This is a genomic window from Arthrobacter sp. YAF34, assembly GCF_052113245.1.
GTDB lineage: Bacteria > Actinomycetota > Actinomycetes > Actinomycetales > Micrococcaceae > Arthrobacter.
The window spans coordinates 245,302-268,105 of sequence record NZ_JBFRCV010000003.1 but is presented as its reverse complement, the minus strand read 5'-3'; the positions used below and the strand labels follow the sequence as shown (position 1 = coordinate 268,105).

At 67.4% G+C, this 22,804-nt stretch carries 19 protein-coding genes; 10 read left to right on the top strand and 9 right to left on the bottom strand.

The window, feature by feature from the left end; all coding sequences use genetic code 11:
* Window positions 1-8: 8 nt before the first annotated feature.
* The 4 genes from ppk2 to AB4Y72_RS05725 form a co-directional block, all read right to left on the bottom strand.
* The gene (gene ppk2, locus AB4Y72_RS05740; protein WP_441425178.1) at window positions 9-836 is read right to left on the bottom strand and encodes a polyphosphate kinase 2; all 828 of its coding nucleotides are present in this window, start codon (window positions 834-836) and stop codon (window positions 9-11) included.
* A 419-nt stretch (window positions 837-1,255) separates the two neighbouring features.
* On the bottom strand, window positions 1,256-1,936 hold the full coding sequence (locus tag AB4Y72_RS05735; protein ID WP_441425177.1) for a FadR/GntR family transcriptional regulator: 681 nt from the start codon (window positions 1,934-1,936) through the stop codon (window positions 1,256-1,258).
* Window positions 1,933-3,219, bottom strand: coding sequence for an MFS transporter (locus AB4Y72_RS05730; protein ID WP_441425176.1), 1,287 nt, complete (start codon window positions 3,217-3,219; stop codon window positions 1,933-1,935). The genes AB4Y72_RS05735 and AB4Y72_RS05730 overlap by 4 nt, the downstream gene beginning before the upstream one ends.
* Before the next feature lie 150 nt (window positions 3,220-3,369).
* Window positions 3,370-4,812 (bottom strand): PucR family transcriptional regulator, encoded by a 1,443-nt coding sequence (locus tag AB4Y72_RS05725; protein ID WP_441425175.1) that lies wholly within the window; start codon window positions 4,810-4,812, stop codon window positions 3,370-3,372.
* A 146-nt stretch (window positions 4,813-4,958) separates the two neighbouring features.
* On the opposite strand from AB4Y72_RS05725, the gene AB4Y72_RS05720 reads away from it, so the two are divergent.
* Window positions 4,959-6,389: a gamma-aminobutyraldehyde dehydrogenase gene (locus AB4Y72_RS05720; protein WP_441425174.1), complete on the top strand. Its 1,431-nt coding sequence runs from the start codon at window positions 4,959-4,961 to the stop codon at window positions 6,387-6,389.
* Window positions 6,390-6,490: 101 nt separating this feature from the next.
* On the top strand, window positions 6,491-7,846 hold the full coding sequence (gene gabT, locus AB4Y72_RS05715) for a 4-aminobutyrate--2-oxoglutarate transaminase (protein WP_441425173.1): 1,356 nt from the start codon (window positions 6,491-6,493) through the stop codon (window positions 7,844-7,846).
* A 126-nt stretch (window positions 7,847-7,972) separates the two neighbouring features.
* On the opposite strand, the gene AB4Y72_RS05710 is transcribed toward gabT, so the two are convergent.
* A complete protein-coding gene (locus AB4Y72_RS05710) occupies window positions 7,973-8,764 on the bottom strand; it encodes an AMIN-like domain-containing (lipo)protein (protein ID WP_441425172.1) in 792 nt (263 codons plus the stop codon).
* A 190-nt stretch (window positions 8,765-8,954) separates the two neighbouring features.
* Here AB4Y72_RS05710 and AB4Y72_RS05705 point away from each other — a divergent pair, with 190 nt between their 5' ends.
* Window positions 8,955-9,827 carry a universal stress protein gene (locus tag AB4Y72_RS05705; RefSeq protein ID WP_441425171.1) on the top strand — a complete coding sequence of 291 codons (873 nt, stop codon included), beginning with the start codon at window positions 8,955-8,957 and terminating at the stop codon, window positions 9,825-9,827.
* 17 nt (window positions 9,828-9,844) lie between these two features.
* Here AB4Y72_RS05705 and AB4Y72_RS05700 read toward each other — a convergent pair whose 3' ends face one another.
* The 4 genes from AB4Y72_RS05700 to rarD form a co-directional block, all read right to left on the bottom strand.
* Complete coding sequence (locus AB4Y72_RS05700; RefSeq protein ID WP_441425170.1) at window positions 9,845-10,777, bottom strand: methyltransferase domain-containing protein; 933 nt, start codon at window positions 10,775-10,777, stop codon at window positions 9,845-9,847.
* The gene (locus AB4Y72_RS05695; protein ID WP_441425169.1) at window positions 10,774-12,306 is read right to left on the bottom strand and encodes a putative bifunctional diguanylate cyclase/phosphodiesterase; all 1,533 of its coding nucleotides are present in this window, start codon (window positions 12,304-12,306) and stop codon (window positions 10,774-10,776) included. Before AB4Y72_RS05695 ends, AB4Y72_RS05700 begins: the two co-directional genes overlap by 4 nt.
* Window positions 12,293-12,691: a DUF7793 family protein gene (locus AB4Y72_RS05690; RefSeq protein ID WP_441425168.1), complete on the bottom strand. Its 399-nt coding sequence runs from the start codon at window positions 12,689-12,691 to the stop codon at window positions 12,293-12,295. The genes AB4Y72_RS05695 and AB4Y72_RS05690 overlap by 14 nt, the downstream gene beginning before the upstream one ends.
* Window positions 12,692-12,790: 99 nt before the next feature.
* Window positions 12,791-13,789, bottom strand: a complete 999-nt coding sequence (gene rarD / locus AB4Y72_RS05685; protein WP_441425167.1) for an EamA family transporter RarD — start codon at window positions 13,787-13,789, stop codon at window positions 12,791-12,793.
* Between the two features lie 130 nt (window positions 13,790-13,919).
* On the opposite strand from rarD, the gene AB4Y72_RS05680 reads away from it, so the two are divergent.
* From AB4Y72_RS05680 to AB4Y72_RS05650, 7 genes are all read left to right on the top strand, one after another.
* On the top strand, window positions 13,920-15,356 hold the full coding sequence (locus AB4Y72_RS05680) for an FAD-dependent oxidoreductase (protein WP_441425166.1): 1,437 nt from the start codon (window positions 13,920-13,922) through the stop codon (window positions 15,354-15,356).
* Between the two features lie 146 nt (window positions 15,357-15,502).
* A complete protein-coding gene (locus AB4Y72_RS05675) occupies window positions 15,503-16,957 on the top strand; it encodes an amidase (protein ID WP_441425165.1) in 1,455 nt (484 codons plus the stop codon).
* Window positions 16,958-17,033: 76 nt separating this feature from the next.
* On the top strand, window positions 17,034-17,321 hold the full coding sequence (locus AB4Y72_RS05670) for a hypothetical protein (RefSeq protein ID WP_441425164.1): 288 nt from the start codon (window positions 17,034-17,036) through the stop codon (window positions 17,319-17,321).
* Between the two features lie 112 nt (window positions 17,322-17,433).
* Window positions 17,434-18,816 carry a GAF domain-containing protein gene (locus tag AB4Y72_RS05665; RefSeq protein WP_441425163.1) on the top strand — a complete coding sequence of 461 codons (1,383 nt, stop codon included), beginning with the start codon at window positions 17,434-17,436 and terminating at the stop codon, window positions 18,814-18,816.
* A 141-nt stretch (window positions 18,817-18,957) separates the two neighbouring features.
* On the top strand, window positions 18,958-20,481 hold the full coding sequence (gene exaC / locus AB4Y72_RS05660) for an acetaldehyde dehydrogenase ExaC (RefSeq protein ID WP_441425162.1): 1,524 nt from the start codon (window positions 18,958-18,960) through the stop codon (window positions 20,479-20,481).
* 128 nt (window positions 20,482-20,609) lie between these two features.
* Window positions 20,610-21,017 carry a DUF779 domain-containing protein gene (locus AB4Y72_RS05655; RefSeq protein WP_441425161.1) on the top strand — a complete coding sequence of 136 codons (408 nt, stop codon included), beginning with the start codon at window positions 20,610-20,612 and terminating at the stop codon, window positions 21,015-21,017.
* A gap of 163 nt (window positions 21,018-21,180) precedes the next feature.
* Window positions 21,181-22,767 carry an amino acid permease gene (locus tag AB4Y72_RS05650; protein ID WP_441425160.1) on the top strand — a complete coding sequence of 529 codons (1,587 nt, stop codon included), beginning with the start codon at window positions 21,181-21,183 and terminating at the stop codon, window positions 22,765-22,767.
* The last annotated feature ends 37 nt before the right edge of the window (window positions 22,768-22,804 follow it).

Below are 22,804 nucleotides of genomic sequence, written 5' to 3'. Positions count from 1 at the left end.
GGCGCTGTTTAGAACGGAGTCGGGATGTGCCGCACGGCCAGGGTCGGCTCGCGGTAGTCGCCGGCTTTCTGCCGCTTCGGCAGCTCGACGTCGAGCCCCGGGTACGGCTCGTAGGGAATCTGGCTGAGCAGATGACTGATCACATTGAGCCGGCCACGCTTCTTGACGTCGTTGTGCGCGACGTACCACGGCGCCCAGGCCGTGTCGGTCGCCTCGAACATGGCGTCCCTGGCCCGCGAGTAGTCGTACCACCGGCTGTACGATTTGAGATCCATCGGCGACAACTTCCAGGTCTTGCGGGGGTCATCCATGCGGCTCTCCAACCGCCGGGTCTGCTCGTCCGCGCTGACCTCCAGCCAGTACTTGAGCAGGATCATTCCGGAGTCGACCATCGCCTTCTCAACCATCGGTGTCATGTCGAGGAACCGCTTGGTCTGCTCCGGGGTGCAGAAGCCCATCACAGGTTCGACGCCGGCGCGGTTGTACCAGCTGCGGTCAAAAATGACCACCTCGCCGGCCGCCGGGAAATGTGCCATGTAGCGCTGGAGATACATCTGGGACTTCTCCCGCTCCGTCGGCGTGGGCAGTGCCACCACCCGGAACACCCGGGGGCTCACCCGCTCCACAATGCGCTTGATGGTGCCGCCCTTGCCGGCCGTGTCGCGGCCCTCGAACACGATGCAGATCCGGGCTCCGGTGGATTTCACCCACTCCTGCAACGCGACCAGTTCGCCTTGCAGGACTTCCATCTCCGCTTCGTAGTCCTTGCGGCGCATCTTCTTCCGTTCGTCCTGACCGTCGGCGCCCTGGTTGTTTTTCTTCTTCTTCTTCCCCACTGTCGACCTCCTCGCGGCGTACTTACTGGGGCAAATCTGCGGCACTGCAACACCAAGGAGACTGCCGTGCGATGAGGCCGGCACTCTTGTCCCGGTGACTGGGGCGGAAGTGCAGGCACCCGATCGCGGGCACCCTCCTACAGCGTCCTACCACTCTTAGTGTTGGCCGGGGCCGGAGACGGGTCTACGGCACTAAGACCCTAAATGGGTGCCCGCCGAACCACGGGCCGCCTGGCCCCGGCGCGGCTCGGGGCCAGGCACGGCCGCCCCACCAACACGAAGGCCCCGAGCAGCACGAAGGCCCCCGGGCGGAACGAAAGTTCCGCCGGGGGCCTTCGGCCGCCAGGCCCCGCTGCTGGGCGCAGGGGCGCAGGCTGAGACAGAGCATTGTCCGGACACCTTGGAAAAACCCTTGGCGGCTACTCCCGCAGCCACTCCGCGCAGGAATTCAGGTTCCGGGTGACGCTCTCGACGGCGGCCGCCTCGTCGCGGGCGGCGATCGCGTCCACGAGTTCGTCGTGGCCCTCGTGCGGCAGGCCGTTGAAACCTCCCCGCCGCTGCTGCCGGAGCAGGTCATTGTGGAAGACCACGCCGAAACTGACATACAGCTCATGCAGCAGCGGGTTGGCGGACGCCTGCGCCACCAGTACATGGAAATCCCAGTCTGCGCGGGCCCACGCGGTGTAGTCCGCGGCCAGCCAGGCGACGCGGCGTGCGGCGAGCAGTCCGCGCAGGGCGGCGACGTCGTCGGCCGTCGCGTGGCGGGCGGCCAGCCGGGCAGCCTGGGTGTCCAGCCCGACGCGGACCTCGAGGATGTGCTCCTGAGAGTGGTCCTCGTACATCCGCTGCGTGGCCCCCGCGATCTCGCTGGTGGCCCGGACATACGTGCCGTCACCGCGGCGGACCTCAAGCATTCCGCTGTGGGCCAGCGCCTTGACAGCCTCCCGCAAGGTGCCGCGGGAGACGCCGAACGCGGCCATCAGCTCCGGCTCGGCCGGGATGCGCTGCTGCAGCGGCCACTCGCCGGAGTGGATCAGCACCCGCAGCTTGGCAGTGATTTCCTCCGCCAGCGGCGGCCGGTGCGAGGCGGTGAGTGTCATGGCCGGGTTTCTTCGGGGGAGTGCGAAGCGGCGGGGCGCTGTTCTTTGGGGTGCTGTTCTTTTGCTTTAGCCGTCAGGAGATGGCCCACGGCGATCTGGCCGAGCGCCACCGCCAGCAGGAGGGACAGCGGCAGCGTCCAGGAGTTCGTGGCGCTGTGCAGCAGGCCCATGCCGAACGGCCCGAGGGTGGCCAGCAGATAGCCGACGGACTGTGCCACGGTGGACAGCGCGGTGGTCTCGGCCGTGGTGCGGCCGCTGCGGCTGATCATCACCATGACCAGCGGGAAGATCCCGAGCCCGAAGCCCAGCAGCACTGCGGTCAGCGGAGCCCAGACGGCTGGCAGGACCAGCATCGCCAGGACGCCGAGGGCCATGGCCACGGTGGCCAGGTAGAAGGCCGTCCGCAGCATCCGGGGGCGTGAGCCGATGGCGACCAGCACCATGCCGGCAGGGACGGAGACGAGCTGCATGAGCCCGAACATCAGTCCGCTTTCGGAGGCGGAGAGCCCGGTGGTGGCCAGCATGTAGGGGAACCAGCTCAGGACGGCATAGGCCAGCAGCGACTGCACCGTGAAACCCAGAGTGATCATCGCGCCGGTGCGGGTCCGCAGTAGGGGCCACGGGGAAATTCGGGCGGTCCTGCCGCCGGCCGGGTTGCGGTGGGCGTGCAACGCAATCGGGAGGAAGCCCAGGCAGGCGCACAGGGCCAGGAAGCCGATCGACCCGACGCCCGCGGAGGGCGAGCCGAGTGCTTGTGCCACGGGCACGATCAGGACGGCGGTGACGGTGGCGCCGGTGGTCATGGTCAGCGTGTAGACGGCGGTCATGAGCGACGTGCGGTTCGCGAAGTGCACCCTGATGAAGGAGGGCATTGCCACGTTGCAGATGGCCAGCCCGGACATTCCGGCCACGGTTCCTGCGAGCAGCATTCCGGTGGATGGAATGCCCCGGAGCAGGAGCCCGGCGGCCAGCATCACGAGGGAGAGCAGGATGGCTTTTTCCAGCCCCAACTGCCGCGTCAGCCAGGACGTGGCAGTTCCGGCCACCGCGAAACACAGGGTGGGAATCGAGGGGAGCAAGGCTGCGATCAGCGGGCCGTACCCCAGGACCGCCTGCAGGTCGTGGAACAGCGCCGAGGAGCCGGTGATGCCTGCGCGCAGGTTCAGGCCGATCAGCACGAGCGCCACGACGCCGGCCACGATCACCCCCCGCTGGCGTCCGTCACCGGGTGGAGCTGTCTGGGGGAGAGCGGAAACCGCCGTGCTGCTAGCCGTGCCTATCATTCTTAGAAGTTAGACGTTTGATGTTTGAGGCTTAGCCTTTAGTGGCGAAGATCTCGGCCCCAGGCGACCAAACGAAAAGCAACGCGGGGTCACTCAGCGCCCGTTGTGCGGCCCGGAATGGGCGCCAAGTGACCCCGCGTTGCTTGGGCCTCAGCGCGGGTGCCGGGCGTTGAGCCGCTGCACCGCCAGAGCGAGCCAGAGCTGCACCCGGTCCGCGGTCTGGGCGGGGTCGTAGCCGGTGAGTTCGGTGATCTGCGCCAGCCGGTAGCGGACCGTGTTGCGGTGCAGGGTGAGTTCCTCGGCGACCGCCGCCACCGAGCCGTTGTTGCTGAGGTAGCTCTCCAGTGTGGTCATGAGTTCTGCGCCGTGCGCTGCGTCAAAGGCCCGCAGGGGGTTCAGCGATTCGTTGGCCATGTCCGCGAGCGGCACGTCTTCGCTGGCCAGCAGCAGTGAGGTCAGACTCAGCCGCTCGGGTTCGTTGACGGGGAGGCCGTGGCTGGCGGCGTCGCGGGCCTCGAAGTAGCTCCACCGCAGGCCGTTCGGCTTGGTGTAGGCACCGCCAATGCCGATCGTGGCGTGGATTCCGGCCTCGGCGAGGTGGTCGCTGAGGCTGCGGGCGCGGGCGCTGGCTCCGCTGCCGTCGTCGGACATCACCACCACCAGGTCCTTCCCGACAACGGCGCTGACCGCCGCGTCGAGCGGCTGGGGCAGGGATGAACTCACGAGCTGTTTGTAGTGGGCCGCGGATTCGGCGAGCAGGACGACGTTCTTGCGAGTGCTGTTGACGCCGATGCCGGCGAGGCGCCGGGTGGCTTCGGACGTTTCCAGCGTCCCGTGGATGACGTCCTCGAGGACCTGGCCGGCCAGCGCCCGCTGGGCCTGCCGCTGCTTGACCATGTTGTTGAGTTCGACGCTGATCAGGTTCTGGGCGTAGCCCACAATCCCCGAGTCCTCGAATGGCTGCTTCACCCAGAGCGTGCAGGCATCGCGGCGCCCCGTGGGGATGGGGTAGGAGACCCAGCCCTCGGCCGTGGGTGCCGGATGGCCGGGCATGCTGTTGAACAGCTGTGCCGTGAACTGGGTCAGGACGATCTCGGTCCGCAGCATCGACCCCAGATGTTTGAGGAGTTCGGCGAGCCCGCCGCCCGTCAGCAGGGCCCGGGCCAGGATCTGGTGCCCGGCGATGAGCCGTTCGAGCTTGACCAGGTGGTCCGCGGACTGGGCGTCGGCCACGAGCTTGCCGATCGCGATGAAGGGGGTTTCGTAGGGAACCTCCACTACGGGCAGCCCCCACCGGTTGGCCTCGGCGATCAGGGCCGGCGGCACGGCGTCGTGCGTCAGGCCGACCCCGAAGCCGATCCCCACGGCACCGGCGCGCTGCACCTGCCGGACGAAGCGGCGCTGCTCCGCGGCGCTCTTGAGCCGCATGCCCGTCGTGAGGATCAATTCGCCGCCGTTGAGGAACCGCTGCGGATCCTCCTGTTCCGTGACGGCCACCCAGACAATGTCCTGGTGCCAGGTGGTTTCGGCGAGGCCGGCCTTGGTGAGACGGAGGGAGGAAACTCCCTGCAGTGCGGCGAGTGAAATGGCCATGGATTCAGGATAGCCGGGCGCTGGGCAAGCGCACTAAAGCCTTGCGGGCATGGTGTGCAGGTGCCTATTCCCTGGCTTGTCCCGCTGGCATAGGCTCGTGACCAGTCACACATCCGTCATTGGCAGTAGGAAAGAGGTTGTACACCGTGGTTCAAACCTTGCAGAACTTCATCAACGGCGAGTTCGTCACCCCCGCCGGCACAGGGTTGCTGCCCATCGTGAACCCCACCAACGGAGACGTGGTGGCGCAGGCGCCGATTTCGGTGCAGGCCGACGTCGACGCCGCCATGACGGCTGCCAAGAACGCCTTCAGGACCTGGAAGCACACCACGCCGGGACAGCGCCAGCTCATGCTTCTCAAGCTCGCCGACGCCGTCGAGGCCAACAGCGACGAGATCGTGGAGGCCCAGCACCGCAACACCGGCCAGGTCCGTTCCCTGATCGCCGCCGAGGAAGTGGCCACGGGCGCCGACCAGCTGCGCTTCTTCGCCGGTGCCGCACGCATCATGGAAGGCAAGTCCGCCGGCGAGTACTTCGAAGGCCACACCTCCTACGTCCGGCGGGAACCGATCGGCGTCGTCGCGCAGGTTGCCCCCTGGAACTACCCGTTCCTCATGGCCATCTGGAAGATCGGCCCCGCCCTGGCCGCCGGCAACACCGTGGTGCTCAAGCCCTCGGACACCACCCCCGAATCCACCCTGGTCCTGGCCCGGATTGCCGGCGAGATCTTCCCGGCGGGTGTGCTGAACGTCGTCCTGGGCACCGGCGAGACCGGCGCCATGATGGTGGAGCACAAGGTCCCCGGCCTGGTCTCCATCACCGGTTCCGTCCGCGCCGGCATCGCCGTCGCCTCGGGCGCCGCCAAGGGTCTCAAGCGCGCCCACCTGGAGCTCGGCGGCAAGGCCCCGGCCATTGTGTTCGCCGATGCCGACCTCAAGAAGAGCGCCGCGGCCATCGCCGAGTTCGCCTTCTTCAACGCCGGCCAGGACTGCACGGCGATCACCCGCGTCCTGGTCCAGGACTCGGTGCACGATGACGTCGTTGCCGCCATGGTCGAGCACACGAAGACCCTTCACACCGGTTCGCAGAACGACGAGGACAACTACTTCGGCCCGCTGAACAACGTCAACCACTTCAATGCGGTGACGTCCGCCGTCGAGCACCTGCCGGCGAACTGCAAGATCGAGACCGGCGGGCACCGGGCCGGGGACAAGGGCTTTTTCTTTGAGCCCACCATTGTCACCGGCGCCAAGCAAAGTGATGACATCGTGCAGAAGGAAACGTTCGGCCCGGTCATCACCGTGCAGAAGTTCAGCACCGAGGACGAAGCTGTGGAGCTGGCGAACGACGTCGACTACGCCCTGGCCTCCAGCGTCTGGACGACGAACCACGGCACCGCGATGCGCCTGAGCCGGGACTTGGACTTCGGCGCCGTCTGGATCAACACGCACATTCTCCTCACCGCCGAAATGCCGCACGGAGGCTTCAAGCAGTCCGGCTACGGCAAGGACCTGTCCATGTACGGCGTGGAGGACTACACCCGCATCAAGCACGTCATGAGTGCATTGGATGCATAACGCTGTCGCATAACGCAGATGCATAACGCCAAACGCAGCCGCACCACGCAACCTGACGCATAACTCGCGCGCATCAACCGCACGCTTAGGAAGGCTTTCCCATGACCACCACCGCACATGACATCACCTACCGGCTTGAGCAGAAACGCCGCGTCCAGGCCGACTTCCCGGGTCCCAAGTCCGTCGCCCTGACCGAGCGCCGCAAAGCGGTCGTCGCCGCGGGCGTTGCCTCGAGCGTTCCGGTGTTCGTCGCTGACGCCGACGGCGGCATCATCCACGACGTCGACGGCAACTCCTTCATCGACCTCGGCTCCGGCATCGCCGTGACGAGCGTCGGCGCCTCGGACCCCGCCGTCGTCGGTGCTGTGAAGGAAGCCGTGGAGCACTTCACCCACACCTGCTTCATGGTCACGCCCTACGAAGGCTATGTGGCCGTCGCCGAGCAGCTGAACCGCCTCACCCCGGGCGACCACGAGAAGCGCACCGTGCTGTTCAACTCCGGCGCCGAGGCTGTCGAAAACGCCGTCAAGGTGGCCCGGCTCGCCACCGGCCGGGACGCTGTGGTTGCCTTCGACCACGCCTACCACGGCCGCACGAACCTGACCATGGCGCTGACCGCCAAGGCCATGCCGTACAAGACCAACTTCGGCCCGTTCGCGCCCGAGGTCTACCGCATGCCGATGAGCTACCCGTTCCGCGAGGAAAACCCGGAGATCACCGGTGCCGAGGCCGCCAAGCGCGCCATCACCATGATTGAGAAGCAGATCGGCGGCGGGCAGGTTGCCGCGATCATCATCGAACCCATCCAGGGCGAGGGCGGCTTCATCGTCCCGGCCGAGGGCTTCCTCCCGGCGCTGGCCGCGTGGGCCAAGGACAACGGCGTCGTCTTCATCGCCGACGAGGTCCAGTCCGGCTTCTGCCGCACCGGCGAATGGTTCGCCGTGAACCACGAGGGTGTTGTCCCGGACATCATCACCATGGCAAAGGGCATCGCCGGCGGCATGCCGCTCTCCGCCATCACCGGCCGCGCCGATCTCCTCGACGCCGTCCACCCGGGCGGCCTCGGCGGCACCTACGGCGGCAACCCGGTGGCCTGCGCGGCGGCGCTCGCGGCCATCGGCTCGATGGAGCAGTACGGCCTCAACGCCCGTGCCAAGCACATTGAGGAGATCGCCCTCGGTAAGCTGCGCGAGCTGGCGGCTGAGCAGCCCGCGATCGGCGATGTCCGCGGCCGCGGCGCCATGCTGGCGATCGAACTCGTCCAGCCCGGCTCCAAGGAGCCGAACCCGGAGCTGACCAAGGCTGTCGCTGCAGCCTGCCTCAAGGAGGGCGTCATCATCCTCACCTGCGGCACCTACGGCAACGTCATCCGGCTGCTCCCGCCGCTGGTGATCAGCGACGAGCTGCTGCTGGACGGACTCGGCGTCCTGGCTGCGGCCATCAAGGCCAACGCCTAAGCTGCCAGCCAACGAGCTGCCGGGAAGGCGATCCCAACCCGGCGGCCCGTCCCGCCCGGACAGAGTTGCCAAAGGAAGAGCCGCGGACGCACCGTCCGCGGCTCTTCCTTTGTCCCTCACCGGCGCCTACTTCCAGTTGGTCGCGTCCAGCTGGATGGCGACCACATAGAGGTGCTGGCCCTGCTCGATCTTCTCCACCTCGTAGACCCGCACTTTCGTCTCCGGCACCGGGTTCATCGGGCGGCCGACGCCGATTCCATAAGTCAGCACGCCCTCGAAGTCCCCGGCAGGAGCGTAGCTCGTGAGCGCCTTGTACCCGATCGCCGGGGCCGGGGCGCTCGTCACGGTGCTGGCCGTGCCGTCCGCGGTGTGTGCCTGGGCGCCGCGGAACGTCACCTTGAGAATGCTTCCCGTGCCCGGCATCGGAATGGGCTGGCCGCTGGCGTCACTGATAAGTTCGGGGACCGCCGCGACGTCGTAGCTGGGGAATCCTCCGTTGAACCGGAAACTCAGCTGGTCATAGGGCGGTGTTTCGGCGGGGTGCTGGCCCGCACCGATGGCATGCAAAGTCGGCAGCGGAGCCGCCGGCGGCGGCGCGATCGGTACAGGGTTCTTGTGGTCCGTGTGCAACGAGGCTGTGGGTCCGGGCACCGTCCACTCGTGGGTGACGGTGGAGGAGATCACCTTGTCGCCGGGGTGCGGCGGTGCCGTTTCGTCAGCATCACCGGCCGTTGACGGCGACGCCGAGGCGCTCGGCATCGCGGTACTGGACGCGCTGCCGGAGGGGGACTGCGGTGCCGGCTGGCTGCTGGCGGAGGGCTGCGGGGTCGGCGGCGTGCACGCGGTCAGGACCAGCGCGAGCGTCAGGGCTCCCACCGCGGACCGCGCCCCCGTCCGATGGCTAAAGACCGCATCCATGATGGCCTCCCTTCCACCATCCCAGCGTAGGCGCCGAAGATTCTCCTGCTCAGGGCCATAAGTCACCACCGTTTCTGGCGCCGGCTGGACTAGAGTCATTCCTACCACTGCAGGAACGCAGACCGGCCGACGTCGCCCGGATCCCCGGGGGATGGCTGGCGTCTGCCACAGACCCACGAGGGGTTCATACATGCGATATGTAGTCGGCTACACACCCACCGAACGCGGCGCGGACGCCGTCGCCCTGGCCTCGGCCATGGCCCGGGCGCAGGGAGCCCATCTCGACCTTGTCTATGTGGTGGACCGGAACACGCCCTACGTGGCCACCCGTCCGGAGGGAAGCCTGGCCACCGCCGTGGAGCAGAAGATCCACGCGGCGGAACGGCAGGGGATGGAACTGGTCCCGGACGGCCTGGAAGCCCACTTTCACGTCCGGCAGGCGGACTCGCTCGCGGCCGGTCTCATCGACGCGGCCTTGGAGTACCGGGCCGGCCTGATCGTGGTGGGCGCCGCCAGCAGCGGCCTCTTCAAACGCCACACCGTGGGCAGCGTGGCCAACGCACTCCTGCACGCCGCCCCGGTTCCGGTGGCCCTGGCGCCGCTCGGCTACCGCCGGACGGAGGCGATCACGAGACTGACTCTCGCCGTGGGCCAGCGGGCGGGAGCGGAAGCGGCGATCGACGTCGCGATCGAATCCGCCGAGCGCCGCGGGGTGCCGCTCCGGCTGGTCTCCCTCGTCGAACTGGACGTCGAGGGGGACGGCGGGGAAAACGTCAATGCCGCCCACATCCACGCCAACACCATCCTCGCCGCCGCCGCGCACCGCCTGCCGGAGGGCCACCATGTCAGCGTGGAGGTCGCCCACGGGCGCACGATCGAGGAAGCCATCGATGATCTGGAATGGGACGACGGCGAGGTCATGATCGTCGGGTCCTCCCGTCTGGCAGAGAAGTACAAACTGTTCATCGGCAGCACGGCCAACAAGGTGCTGCGGGCACTGCCGGTTCCGATGGTTGTGGTCCCTCGCGATTACCAGCGGGTGGATTCCTTCCCGGAGGTCTAAGGCCTAAGTTCTTGGGCCTAGGGTTTTGGGACCAGGACCGCCCAGTAGGCCGGAATGCTGCCGGGCGGTCCGCCGGGTTGCATCGGCACGGTTTTCAGGACGGTGGGACCCTCGCCGAGGAGGGTCCACCGCGACGCGGGGAACACCCGGGCGCGTTGCGTGGCGCCGAAATGGCCCGGCTTGGGCAGCGCCGAGATGGCTTGGCGGAGCGGCCCCGGGATCCGGTCGCCCGTGGCGCCCAAACCCCGGAGATAGCTCAGCGCGCTGCCCGGGACATTGGTTTCCACCAGGTAAAGCCGCCCCCTGGTGCCGAGGAGCGCTTTGATCGAGGCTGCGAGGCGCGCCTGGCGGCGCCGGCTCAGGACGTGGAAAACGCCGCGGACAAAGACGTTGGCGTCGCCGAGTTCACGCGCCAGCCCGGACACGGCGGCGGCCTGCGTGGCATCCAGGCTCCGGAAGCTAAGATCCGGAACGTGGGCGTGGACGGCATGGGCTGCCGCCACTGCCTCCGGCGAGACGTCGACGCCCAGCACCGAGGGGAAAGTCCCGGTGAGCCGGTGGGAGATGGCCCCGTTCCCGCAGCCGAGGTCCACCACGGGAAGGCTGGTGTCCATCATGGTCGCCATGGTGTGCAGGTGTTGCCGGATCTCCTCGTTCCGGACGCCCGGCGCCGCGTCCCAGATGATCGGTTCCCTGAGCGATCCTTGCGCCACGCCGCGCCAAAAGACATCCCAGCGCCGGTCCGGTCGCCGGGGACGGTGCAAAGACAGCGCCGCGACGCGGCCTACCAGGCGGAGCGTGTCTGCCGCCCGGCGCGCCCTGCCGGCGCCGGGGCTGGCGGTGTGGTGCGTGGCGGCCTTTTGCGGGGCGGCGTCGTGCTTGGCCGCGTTGTTGGCGGCTTCTGCAAGCGTGGCTGCGTTGCTCGTGCTCTCAGGGCCGGGGCCGCTCATGCTGCGGCACCGTTGCTGTGCGCCAGCAGGGCGGTCATGTCCACAGCGGGCAATGGCCGGCTGAAGAAGTACCCCTGGCCGAATTCGCAGTTGAGCTGCTGCAGCCTTTCGGCCTGCGCGCCGTCCTCGATGCCCTCGGCGACGGCGCCCAGTCCGGCCGAATGAATCAGCTGCAAGATGGCCGCGACGAAGGTCTCCTGCTGCCGGTCCGTGGTCATTCCGTCCAGGAGGGACTTGTCGATCTTTGCCATGGCGGCCGGCAGGGTGCGCAGATAGCTGATGGACGAATAGCCCGTGCCGAAGTCATCAATCTCGATCCTGATGCCAAGGTCGTTGAGGGACTGCATGGTGGCTGCCACCTCCGGCCCGCTGCGCATGATCGCGGTTTCGGTGATCTCGATCGAGATATCGCCCGGCTCGACGCCGTGCCGGGCCAGCAGGCTTTCGACGTACGGCGCCAGATCGACGTGGTGCAGGTCCGCCGGTGAGAGGTTGATGTGGGTGCTGAAGCCGGCCGGGAGTCCGGGATCGGACTTCCAGCGACCGGTTTGCGAGATGGCCTTCCCGAGCACCCAGTGGCCGATTTCCACGGTGAGCCCGGCTTCGTCGGCGGCGTCGAGGAAGATATCGGGCGCCAGCAGACCCATCGTGGGGTGGCGCCAGCGGATCAGGGCCTCGGCGCCGGCAATCTTGCCGGTGCGCAGATTCATGATGGGCTGGTATTCCAGCTCGAGTTCGTCGGTGGCCAGCGCCGTCCGGAGCTCCGCCACCAGGTGGACCCGCTGCTTGGCGGCCTCGTGCATGGCCGCGGAAAACACCAGCAGGGTGTCCCGTCCGCGTTTCTTGGCCTCGTGCATGGCGATGTCGGCATCGCGGATGAGTTCCTCGCTGCGCAGCCCGGGTTCCCCCAGCCGGACACCGGTCCCGGCCGTGAGGGTGACCGCGACGCCCCCGGCGACGATTCTGTCCTTCAGCGATTCGCCGAGCCGGGACGCGATCTCCAGAACGGCGCCGGGCTCCTGGTCCACGACGAGCACAGCAAACTCATCGCCGCTGAGACGGGCGATCAGGTGGCCGGCCCCCGCCGCCGCGCCCAGCCGCTGGGCCGCCTCCCGCAGGACCGCGTCCCCCGCGGCATGTCCGAGGCTGTCATTGATGAGCCGGAAGGAATCGAGGTCCAGCAGGATGAGCGCCGGCTGGCGGTTCGCTCCGGCCGTGGCGACGGCTTCTGCCACTTTTTCCCGCAGCAGCGAGCGGCTGGCCAGCCCGGTCAGCTCGTCGGTGTTGATGACGCGCCGGAGTTCGGATTTGGTCGCCTCCAGAAGAGCGGTCCGCTCGGCAACCCGGACCTCGAGGTCTTCATACATGCTTTGGAGCTCTTCGGCGAGCAGGTTGATGCCGGTGGTGACGGCGTCGATGCCGTCCCGTGCCGGCGATACCTGCAAGCGGTTCGACAGATCGCCCGAGGACAATACGACGATGCCGTCTACGAGTTCCTCGAGCCGGCGGTCGTCATCATGCCCTGTCATGGCCCTGGGAGGTCAGCCAGCGGGCCGCCTCATCGCTGTTCGTGAAAAAGCGCGTCGGAACCGGTGCCGAGTTGACGCCGAGGAAGAAGTTGGCAAGGACGCGGTCCACGGCGGACGAGCCGAGGAGCGCGATTGCCGAGGCGTCGCAGCGCTTCGCGAACACGGCCCGGGCGGCCCGGCTGACCGACTCCGTGGTGGCCATGTCGATCAGGAGCGGCGTGGGCCGGCCCGCGCACATGTCATTGACCCGATCCATGGCACGTTGGGCGTTGGGGGCGTCAATCACGACGCCCCGGGCCCATTGGAGGCGCAAGATGCCGTTGCTGTCGAAGTCGAGGGACGAAATATCCCGCCCGCCCGGACTGTCAAGATCCTTTTCTGGCACCAGCAATCCTCAATTCCGCCCCACCGTGTCCGTCCATGATGACACTAACGCACGGCGCCCCTGGTGCGCAGTCGATTGGCGGACGGGCCAAGTGGGACGTTAGGCGGCGGCGCGGGCCCGCTTCCGTGTCACGGAGTTCTTCCGGGCAGCGAGGAGCATGTCCACGGTTAACACGAGCAGCGCCAGCCAGACGACCCCGAAGCCCATCCAGCGGTCCAGGGTCATCGTTTCTTTGAACACGACGAGGGCCACGATGAACTGCAGGACCGGTGCGAAGTATTGCAGCAGGCCGATCGTGGTCATCGGCAGCCGGCGGGCAGAGGCCCCGAAGAACAACAACGGCACGGCGGTAATGACGCCCGACGCCGCCAGCAGCCAGAAGTGCCCGGCACCATTCGTGGCCAGGCTCGCCGCCCCGCTGACGGCGAGGACGATCATGGTGGCCGCGGCCACCGGCGCGAGCACGATCGTTTCCACCGAGAGGCTTGTGATCGCGTCCGCCCGCGGGCCGACGCGCTTCTTGACGAAGCCGTACAGGCCAAAGCTGAACGCCAGCGTCAGCGCAATCCAGGGCAGTTTGCCGTAGGAGACAGTCAGGACCCCCACGGCGATGAAGCCGATGCCGACGGCAGCCCACTGCAGCGGCCGCAGCTTCTCCTTGAGGACAAAGACCCCCAGCAGCACGGAGACCAGCGGGTTGATGAAGTAGCCCAGCGAGGCCTCAACGGCCTGGCCGGTGGTCACCCCGTAGGTGTAAGTCAGCCAGTTCACCGCGATCAAGGCCGCGGCGATGGACAGCGGACCGATCACCGTGCGGTTCCGGAACGCGGCAGCCAGCACCCGCCAGGACCGGGTGACGGTGATGAGCAGAACGCAGAACAGGAGCGACCAGACCACCCGGTTGGCGACGATTTCGATCGCGCCAGCCGGATGTAGAACGTAGAAGTACAGGGGGAGCAGCCCCCAGAGACCGTAGGCGCCGATCCCGAACAGGATCCCCGCCGTCGTGTCCTTGTCCACTGGGGCCAAGCCCGCAGATGCCGGGGCGGGCGAAACGGTCGGCGGGGCGAGGGAGAAAGATCCGTCAGGTTTAGGCACAAAACCAATAACACCACCTTCGTGGCGCCTATTCCTACCAGCCGGACCACAGGCGGGCCGGCGACATTTAGAATAGGGGCCTGTGCGCTGTATCTACTGGCGCTGTCCCTAAGACTCAGAAGGGCTCCCGGTGTCCAACTCGGCCGAATCCACATCTACTCGTCCCCTGCGTGTCGCGATTGTCGGTGCCGGCCCGGCCGGCGTCTACGCCGCGGACATCCTGACGAAGTCCAATGAGGTCAAAGGCGGCGACGTCGAGGTCAGCATCGATCTGTTCGAGGCATACCCGGCCCCGTACGGCCTGATTCGGTACGGGGTGGCGCCCGACCATCCGCGGATCAAGGGGATCGTCAACGCGCTGCACAAGGTCCTGGACCGCGGCGACATCCGGTTCCTGGGCAATGTCACCTATGGTCGGGATCTGACGCTGCATGACTTCCGTGCCTTCTACGACGCCGTCATCTTCTCCACCGGAGCCATCAAGGACGCCGATCTGGACATTCCCGGAATCGGCCTGGAGGGCTCCTTCGGCGGGGCAGACTTCGTCTCCTGGTACGACGGCCACCCGGACGTGCCGCGGGACTGGCCGCTGGAGGCCACGGAAGTCGCTGTGATCGGCAACGGCAACGTGGCCCTCGACGTGGCCCGCATGCTGGTCAAGCACGCTGACGAACTCCTGGTCACCGAAATTCCGGACAACGTCTACCGGGCGCTGAAGGACTCTCCCGTCACCGATGTCCACGTTTTCGGCCGCCGCGGCCCGGCCCAGGTGAAGTTCACGCCGCTGGAGTTGCGCGAACTCAGCCATGCCAAGGACGTCGACATCGTCCTATATCCGGAGGACTTCGAGTTTGACGAGGCCTCGGATGAGGCCATCCGCAGCAACAACCAGATCCGGACCATGGTCAATACCCTGACGAACTGGCTCGTCGAGGAACATGCCGAGGCCGAGGAGCCGTCCTCGCGCCGCCTGCACTTGCACTTCCTGCACAGCCCCGTCGAGATCCATGACGACGCGGCCAATCCCGGCAAGGTCACCGGCATCAAGTTCGAGCGCATGCAGCTGGACGGCACCGGCAATGTCAAAGGAACCGGGGAGTTCCTCGACTACCCGGTCCAGGCCGTGTACCGGGCGATCGGCTATCACGGCTCGCCGCTGGACGAGCTGGAATACGACGCCCGCCGGGGCATTGTCCCCAACGAGGGCGGCCGGGTCCTCGACGCCGAAGGGAAGCCGGTCCCCGGCATCTACGCCACGGGATGGATCAAGCGCGGGCCCGTCGGGCTGATCGGCCACACCAAGGGCGACGCGCTGGAAACCATCGGCTGCCTGCTGGAGGACCGGCTGACCCTGCCGCCGGCGCAGAACCCGGACCCCCAGGCCATCATTGACCTGCTTCAGGAACGGGGCATCCAGTACACCACGTGGGAAGGGTGGATCAAGCTCGATGCCCACGAACTCGCCCTCGGCGCCGAATGGTCCGCGGCCGAGCCCGCCAACGGGATCGAACGCGAGCGCATCAAGGTGGTGCCGCGCGAGGACATGATCGAGATTTCCCGCGGATAGCCTGTGCCGACGGCGAAGGCATGCCCTGTCCCAAGGCGGCGTCCGGACGTAGAATTTTCACGCACAAGGACTGCCGCGGCGGACGTCCCACTGCCGTGATCGCTTTCCCGTAATCCCTGTGCCGTAATCCCCTCCGGGAGGGTGCCGTGGATGAACAACTCCGCTGGATGGATGCCACGGAGCAGGCTGATCTGGTCCGTTCCGGACAGGTCAGCGCCGCCGAACTTCTCACCGAGGCGCGGGACCGCACCAGGACACTCAACCCCGCCTTGAATGCCGTGATCGTTGAGCTGGTCAGCACCTCGGAAGCAGGCTCCGCAAGCACCGGCCCCGGGGAGGACGCCCCGCCCGGCGCACGTCCCTTTCCCGGGGTGCCGTTCCTCGTCAAGGACCTCGCGCTGGAAATCGCGGGGACACCGTTCTCCGAAGGCGCGCGCTGGCTGGCCGGGAACATCTCACGCCACGATCAAGAACTCACGCGGCGCTTCCGGCAGGCCGGGCTCGCCATCGTCGGCAAGACCAACACGTGTGAATTCGGGCTGAGCCCGCACTGCGAACCGCTGCTACACGGGCCAACGCGCAACCCCTGGGACCTGTCGCGCTCCACGAGCGGATCGAGCGGCGGGTCGGCGGCCGCTGTGGCAGCCGGGATCGTCCCGATGGCCCACGGCAACGACCTCGGCGGGTCGCTGCGCTACCCTGCGGCTTGGTGCGGATTGTTCGGCCTTAAACCGACGCGGGGCCGGGTGCCGCTGGGCCCGGAATACGGCGACGTCGTCGGCGGCCTCGCCGCCGAATTCGCGCTGACCCGTACGGTCAGGGACGCCGCGGCGCTCCTGGACGCCGTGGCCGGTCCGGCACCCGGGGACCCCTACTGGGCCCCGCCGCGGCTTCGCCCCTACGTGGCCGAAACCGCGACGCCGCCTGGACGGCTCAGGATCGCCGCCACAGCCGCCCCCAACAGCGGTCAGCAGGTCCATCCTGACTACCTGCGGACCTTTCGCGCCACCGTGGACTTGTTGAGCAATCTGGGCCACGACGTCGAAGAGGCCCGCCCGGACTCCCTGGGCCGGGCAGGGCACCGGGCCATCCGGGCCGTCTACGCCGCCGCAGCCGCCTGGATTGAGGGCTACTGGACGCGCCGGCTGGGCCGGGGACCGGAACCGGGAGAGCTGGAGCCGTATACCGAGGTCCTGTTCGGGCGCGGCAGGAAGATCGGCGCCGGAGACTACCTGCAGGGCGTCGAGGAGCTGCAGCGCTTCAGCCGCCAGGTTGCGGCCTTCTTCCAGAGGTACGATCTCTGGCTGACGCCCACGGTCGGCTGGCCGCCGTTGCCGCTGGACACGCTGACCGCGACGCCGGAGGACCCCGTCCGCGGGGAACGGGAGGCGGGGCGTTTCCTGATGTTTGACGGCGAGTACGCGAACATCACAGGCAACCCGGCCATGTCCGTTCCCCTGGGGACCGATTCTGCCGGGCTTCCCGTGGGGATGTCTTTCCTCGCCGGATTCGGCGCCGAAGGGACGCTCTTCCGGCTGGCGGCCCAGCTGGAACAGGCCAGGCCCTGGGCCGGTCGGCGGCCTGCGACCGCCGTGCCGTGAGATAGCCCCGTGCCGGTTGGCCGTCAGCCGGCTCGAGAGCCGTCAAACACCGCAAACCATGTGAAGGAGACAGGCGATGTATCTGGGAATGTACACCTTTCGGGGTGACCCGGCAGAGCTTCTCGCCGGCCACGACCGCATGCTGGCCCTCTTGCCCGCGGGCCAGCTGGAACTGCATCTGTGCGTGCAGACCGAGGACGGCATCACCGTCCTGGACACCTGCCCGAACCGGGAGGTCTTTGACCGGTTCAGCACCGGACGGGACTTCCAAGAACTGGTGGCGGCCGCCGGGCTGCCCCGCCCCGAGATCGGGCACCTGGGCGAGATCAAGAGCTACGTCCTGCCACCGGGAGTCACCGCCTGAGTCCGCCCGGGGCCGCGCGGGCCGATGCATTTCCAAAGTCCCCGGACGGAACTAGACTGGGCCGGACGAGGCGGCCTACGGCGCGCCGTCGAGCCCGTCCGCTGGGAGTTCAATGAGGAATCCGGTTCATCCGGCAGCACTGGTACCGCCGGCAGGCGGGGTCACCGCAGCGCTGCGCCAGAAGCATGCCAGCGCCGGGCATGAGGAACTGGATTCGCGCGGACTGGTCTTTCCCGAAAACTTGCAATTGCCCGGACTCAGCAGCCTGATCCAGGAGTCGTGGCGGCGGTCCGCGGAACTGCACGCCAACCCCGATAATCCCGAGGCGCCGCTTGCCATGGATCGGGACGAACTCGAAGAATACCGCCGCCGGCATCCCCTGGCCGCCATCATGCCCGTGATCCACAAGCTCCTGGTCCTGCCGAGCCATGACAGCGGAATGCTGGTGGCGGTGGGGGACGAGGTCGGCAGGCTGCTCTGGGTCGAAGGCGACGCCGCCCTGCAGCGCCGGGCCGAAGGCATGATGTTCGTCCCGGGCGCCGACTGGTCCGAGGCGACAGTGGGCACCAGCGCCCCGGGCACCGCGCTGGCCCTCGGCCGGGGCATCCAGATCTCCGGGGCCGAACACTACAAGCGCTCGGTCCACCCGTGGAGCTGCACGGCAGTGCCATTCCACGATCCGGATACCGGCGCATTGTTGGGGGTCGTGGACATCACCGGCACGGAGTCGGCCGTGGCCCCGCACACACTGTCCCTCGTTGAGGCGACGGTCGCCGCGGCCCAGGCCCATCTGCGGGTGGAACGGCTGCAGCTCGCCGCCGCACGCCAGTCCCCGCCGTCCCGGCGGCGGAGTCCGGCCGCCCCGGGAACGGCCGGGATGCCGGCCGCCAACAGCCTGTACCGCAACAGCCTCCAGCTCCTCGGCCGCGATCAGGCCCTGCTCAGCATCGACGGCCGCACCGTGGCCCTGTCCGCCCGGCATAGTGAAATCCTGGCGCTGCTCAGCACCCACCCGGAAGGGCTGAATGCCGAGGAGCTCTGCACACTCCTGTACCCCGGGGAGGCATCCACCATGACGCTGCGCGCGGAGATGGTCCGCCTGCGCAAGGTCCTGCAGCAGCTCAATCCCGGCGCGGTCCCGGAGTCGCGCCCGTACCGGCTGCCGCTGGACGTGGTTCCGGATGCCGGACAGGTACTGAACTGTCTGCAGCGCGGCGCACACCGGATAGCGCTGGAAATCTACCGGGGCGCCGTCCTGCCCCGCTCCGAGGCGCCCGGCATCGCGGCGCTGCGGGCCAGGGTCTCCGCGCTGATGCGCGAGGCCCTCTTGACGGACGGCAGCGCGGAATCGCTACTGAAGTACGCCGAACTGCCCGAGGCAAAGGACGACGTCGAGGTCCGGGCCGCGGCCCTGAAGCTGCTGCCGCCGCGCTCGCCCAAGCGCGCCGCCGTCGTCGCCGATCTGGAACGGCTGGACCGGGAACTGAGCGCCTGAGCCGCGAACCGGCCGGAAATCCCTCCGGTGACCGGGCTCACACCGGCGCAACCTCACTGCAACCTTTGCGCCCCTAGGCTGGGGGCAACCGGGGCCGGGAACGCCTTGCCGCCCCCATCTTGCACAGCAAAGGAGCTAGCAATGACTGTTTACGCCCAGCCCGGAACCGAGGGCTCGAAGGTCACCTTCAAAGACCGCTACGAAAACTGGATCGGCGGCGAGTGGGTCGCCCCGGTCAAGGGCCAGTACTTCGAGAACATCACCCCGGTCACCGGCAAGGCCTTCTGCGAGGTCGCCCGCGGCACCGCCGAGGACATTGAGCTGGCGCTGGACGCCGCCCACAAGGTTGCACCCTCCTGGGGCAAGACGTCCGTGGCCGAGCGCGCCGCGATCCTGAACAAGATTGCCGACCGGATCGACGCGAACACCGAGATGCTCGCCGTCGCCGAATCCTGGGACAACGGCAAGCCGATCCGCGAAACCCTCAACGCCGACATTCCGCTCGCCGCGGACCACTTCCGCTACTTTGCCTCCGCCGTCCGCGCCCAGGAAGGCCGGCTGTCCCAGCTCGACGACGACACCACGGCATACCACTACCACGAGCCCCTCGGCGTCGTCGGCCAGATCATTCCCTGGAACTTCCCGATCCTCATGGCGGTCTGGAAGCTCGCCCCGGCTCTCGCCGCCGGCAACGCCGTCGTGCTCAAGCCTGCCGAGCAGACGCCGTCCTCGATCCTGGTCCTGATGGAACTGATCAGCGACCTTCTGCCGGCCGGCGTCATCAATGTGGTCAACGGCTTCGGTGTGGAGGCAGGCAAGCCGCTGGCCTCCAGCCCGCGGATCCGCAAGATCGCCTTCACCGGCGAAACAACTACCGGCCGGCTGATCAGCCAGTACGCTTCCCAGAACCTGATTCCGGTCACCCTGGAGCTTGGCGGCAAGAGCCCCAACATCTTCTTCAATGACGTGGCCGACACCAATGATGCCTTCTACGACAAGGCACTGGAAGGCTTCACCCTCTTCGCATTCAACCAGGGCGAAGTCTGCACCTGTCCTTCCCGCGCCCTGGTCCAGGAAGGTATCTACGATTCCTTCATGGCCGATGCGCTGGCCCGCACGCAGAAGATCATCCAGGGCAACCCGCTGGATACCGAGACGCAGCTGGGCGCCCAGGCCTCGAACGACCAGCTGGAAAAAATCCTGTCCTACATCGACATCGGAAAGCAGGAAGGCGCCAAGGCCCTCACCGGCGGCGCCCGGGCCGAAATGTCCGGCGACCTGGCCGGCGGCTACTACGTGCAGCCCACCATTTTCGAGGGCCACAATAAGATGCGGATCTTCCAGGAGGAGATCTTCGGCCCCGTCGTGTCCGTGACGCGCTTCAGCGACTACAACGACGCCATGGGGATCGCCAACGACACCCTCTACGGCCTCGGCGCAGGCGTCTGGTCCCGCAACGGCAACGTCGCCTACCGTGCCGGCCGCGAGATCCAGGCCGGCCGCGTGTGGGTGAACAACTACCATGCCTACCCGGCCGGTGCCGCGTTCGGCGGGTACAAGTCCTCCGGCATCGGACGTGAGAACCACTCGATGATGCTGGACCACTACCAGCAGACCAAGAACCTGCTGGTCAGCTACAACGAAAACAAGCTCGGCTTCTTCTAAGCCGCATTGACCCGGGCGGGGCGGATCGGACGTGATCCGCCCCGCCCGCACCATTTCCAGCACCTGCGGGGAAACACGCCAGGATCGACGGCGTGTTCTGCTGAAGTTCTGCTGAAGGAAGGACGCTGATGCCGGAGACGAAGCTCGACGCCGCCGTCACCCGCCCCGGGGAGGACTTCTCCCGCGTGGCGCTCACTCCCGAGGCCGTGGAATTGCTGCGCAAGCTGTGGGTGCAGCACGGTCCGCTGATGTTCCATCAGTCCGGCGGCTGCTGCGACGGGTCCTCGCCGATGTGCTACCCGGCCGGGGAGTTCCTCACGGGGGACTCGGACGTGTTGCTCGGCCTGTTCGACATCTCGGACGGTATCCAGCCCCAGCCGCTGGAATTCTGGATGTCGCGGGAGCAGTTCAACTACTGGAGCCACACCCACCTGACCGTCGACGTCGTCCCCGGCCGGGGGAGCGGATTCTCGGTGGAGGCACCGGAAGGCAAGCGGTTCCTGATCCGCTCGACGCTCATGGACTGGCCCGTCTAGGCGGTCTGCGGCGGTGCCAGGGGCGCAAGCGGGCCGGGCAGGATGATCCTGCCCGGCCCGCTCTTTCGTCTCACTATGTGAGATTAAAATGGCCGCCCAGTGGATGGACATTACACTAGATAGGTCTGTTTCCAAACCAGTTATCGAGATTGCGGACTTTCCTATGAACCTTTTCCGGACCAAATCCATCGAGCAGTCCATGTCCGACGCCGATGAACCCGGACGCAAGTTGAAGCGCTCGCTCAGCACGTGGGACCTCATGATCATGGGGGTCGCGGTTGCCGTGGGCGCCGGGATCTTCTCGGTCGGCGCGAAGGCCGCCGCGAACTTCGCCGGCCCCGCCGTGACCGTCTCCTTTGCGATCGCAGCCGTCACGTGCGCGCTCGCCATCATGTGCTACGCCGAGTTTGCCACGGCCATCCCGGTGGCAGGCTCGGCCTACGTCTTCACGTACGCGACCATGGGGGAGGTCCTCGCATGGATTATTGGCTGGAACCTGATCCTCGAACTCTTCACAGCCGGCGCCGTGATCGCCAAGTACTGGGGCATCTACCTCAGCAAGGTCTTCGCGCTCATGGGCCTGGACGTTCCGCCATCGATCTCGCTCGGCGGCATCGACCTCTACTGGGGCGCCTTCCTGATTGTCGCCATCTTCACCGTGCTGCTGGTCCTCGGGACAAAGCTCTCCGCCCGCGTCGGCAACATCTTCACGCTCATTAAGATTGCCGTGGTCCTCTTCGTGATCGTGGTCGGCTTCAGCTACGTGAAGTTCGAGAACTACGCCCCGTTCGTCCCGACCTCCCAGCCCACCGGCGGCGCCGGAACCGCGGACGTGCTCAAGCAGTCGTTCTTCGGCTTCCTGACCGGCGCAGCCCCGGCCCAGTACGGAACCCTCGGGATCTTCGCCGGCGCAGCCCTGGTCTTCTTCGCCTTCATCGGCTTCGACGTCGTCGCCACCTCGGCCGAAGAGGTCAAGAACCCGCAGAAGACGCTGCCCCGCGGCATCTTCGGTGGCCTAGCGATTGTCACGGTGCTGTACATCCTGGTGTCCCTGGCGCTGACGGGCATGGTGTCCTACACAAAGCTGGCCGAGGCCAAGAACCCCACGCTCACCACGGCCTTCGAGGCCGTCGGCAACACCGACGCCGCCAAGGTCATCGCCTTCGGCTCCCTCGTCGGCCTCACGACGGTCATCATGGTGCTCCTCATGGGCCTGTCGCGCGTGGTCCTGGCCATGAGCCGCGACGGCCTGTTGCCGCGCTCCCTGTCCAAGACCAGCACTATCCGTGCGACGCCGGCCCGTCTCCAGATCATTTGCGGCGCCGCAGTCGCCGTTGTCGCCGGGTTGACCAACGTGGACCTGCTGGAGGAAATGATCAACATCGGGACGCTGTCCGCCTTCGTGATGGTGAGCCTTGGCATCCTGGTCCTGCGCAAGAAGCGTCCGGACCTGAAGCCGAGCTTCCGCGTCCCGTTCGGCAAGGTCCTCCCGATCGTCTCGGCCGTGCTGTGCCTGTACCTCATGACCAACCTCGCCGTGGAAACGTGGATCTTCTTCGCCATCTGGCTTGTGATCGGCATCGCGATCTACTTCGCCTACGGCCAGCGCCACTCGCGGCTGAACGAAAAGTTCGCGGCGGCCCGCGCCTCGGTGAACGGCCCCGGCACGGAAGGCCCTGGCAGGGACGATACAGTCGACGCGGCCGGACCGGCTGCGGCGGAGGACGAGGACGCACTCACCCGCTCCTGACCGGAGACCGACCGGCCCGGACACCTCGGAGTCGCCG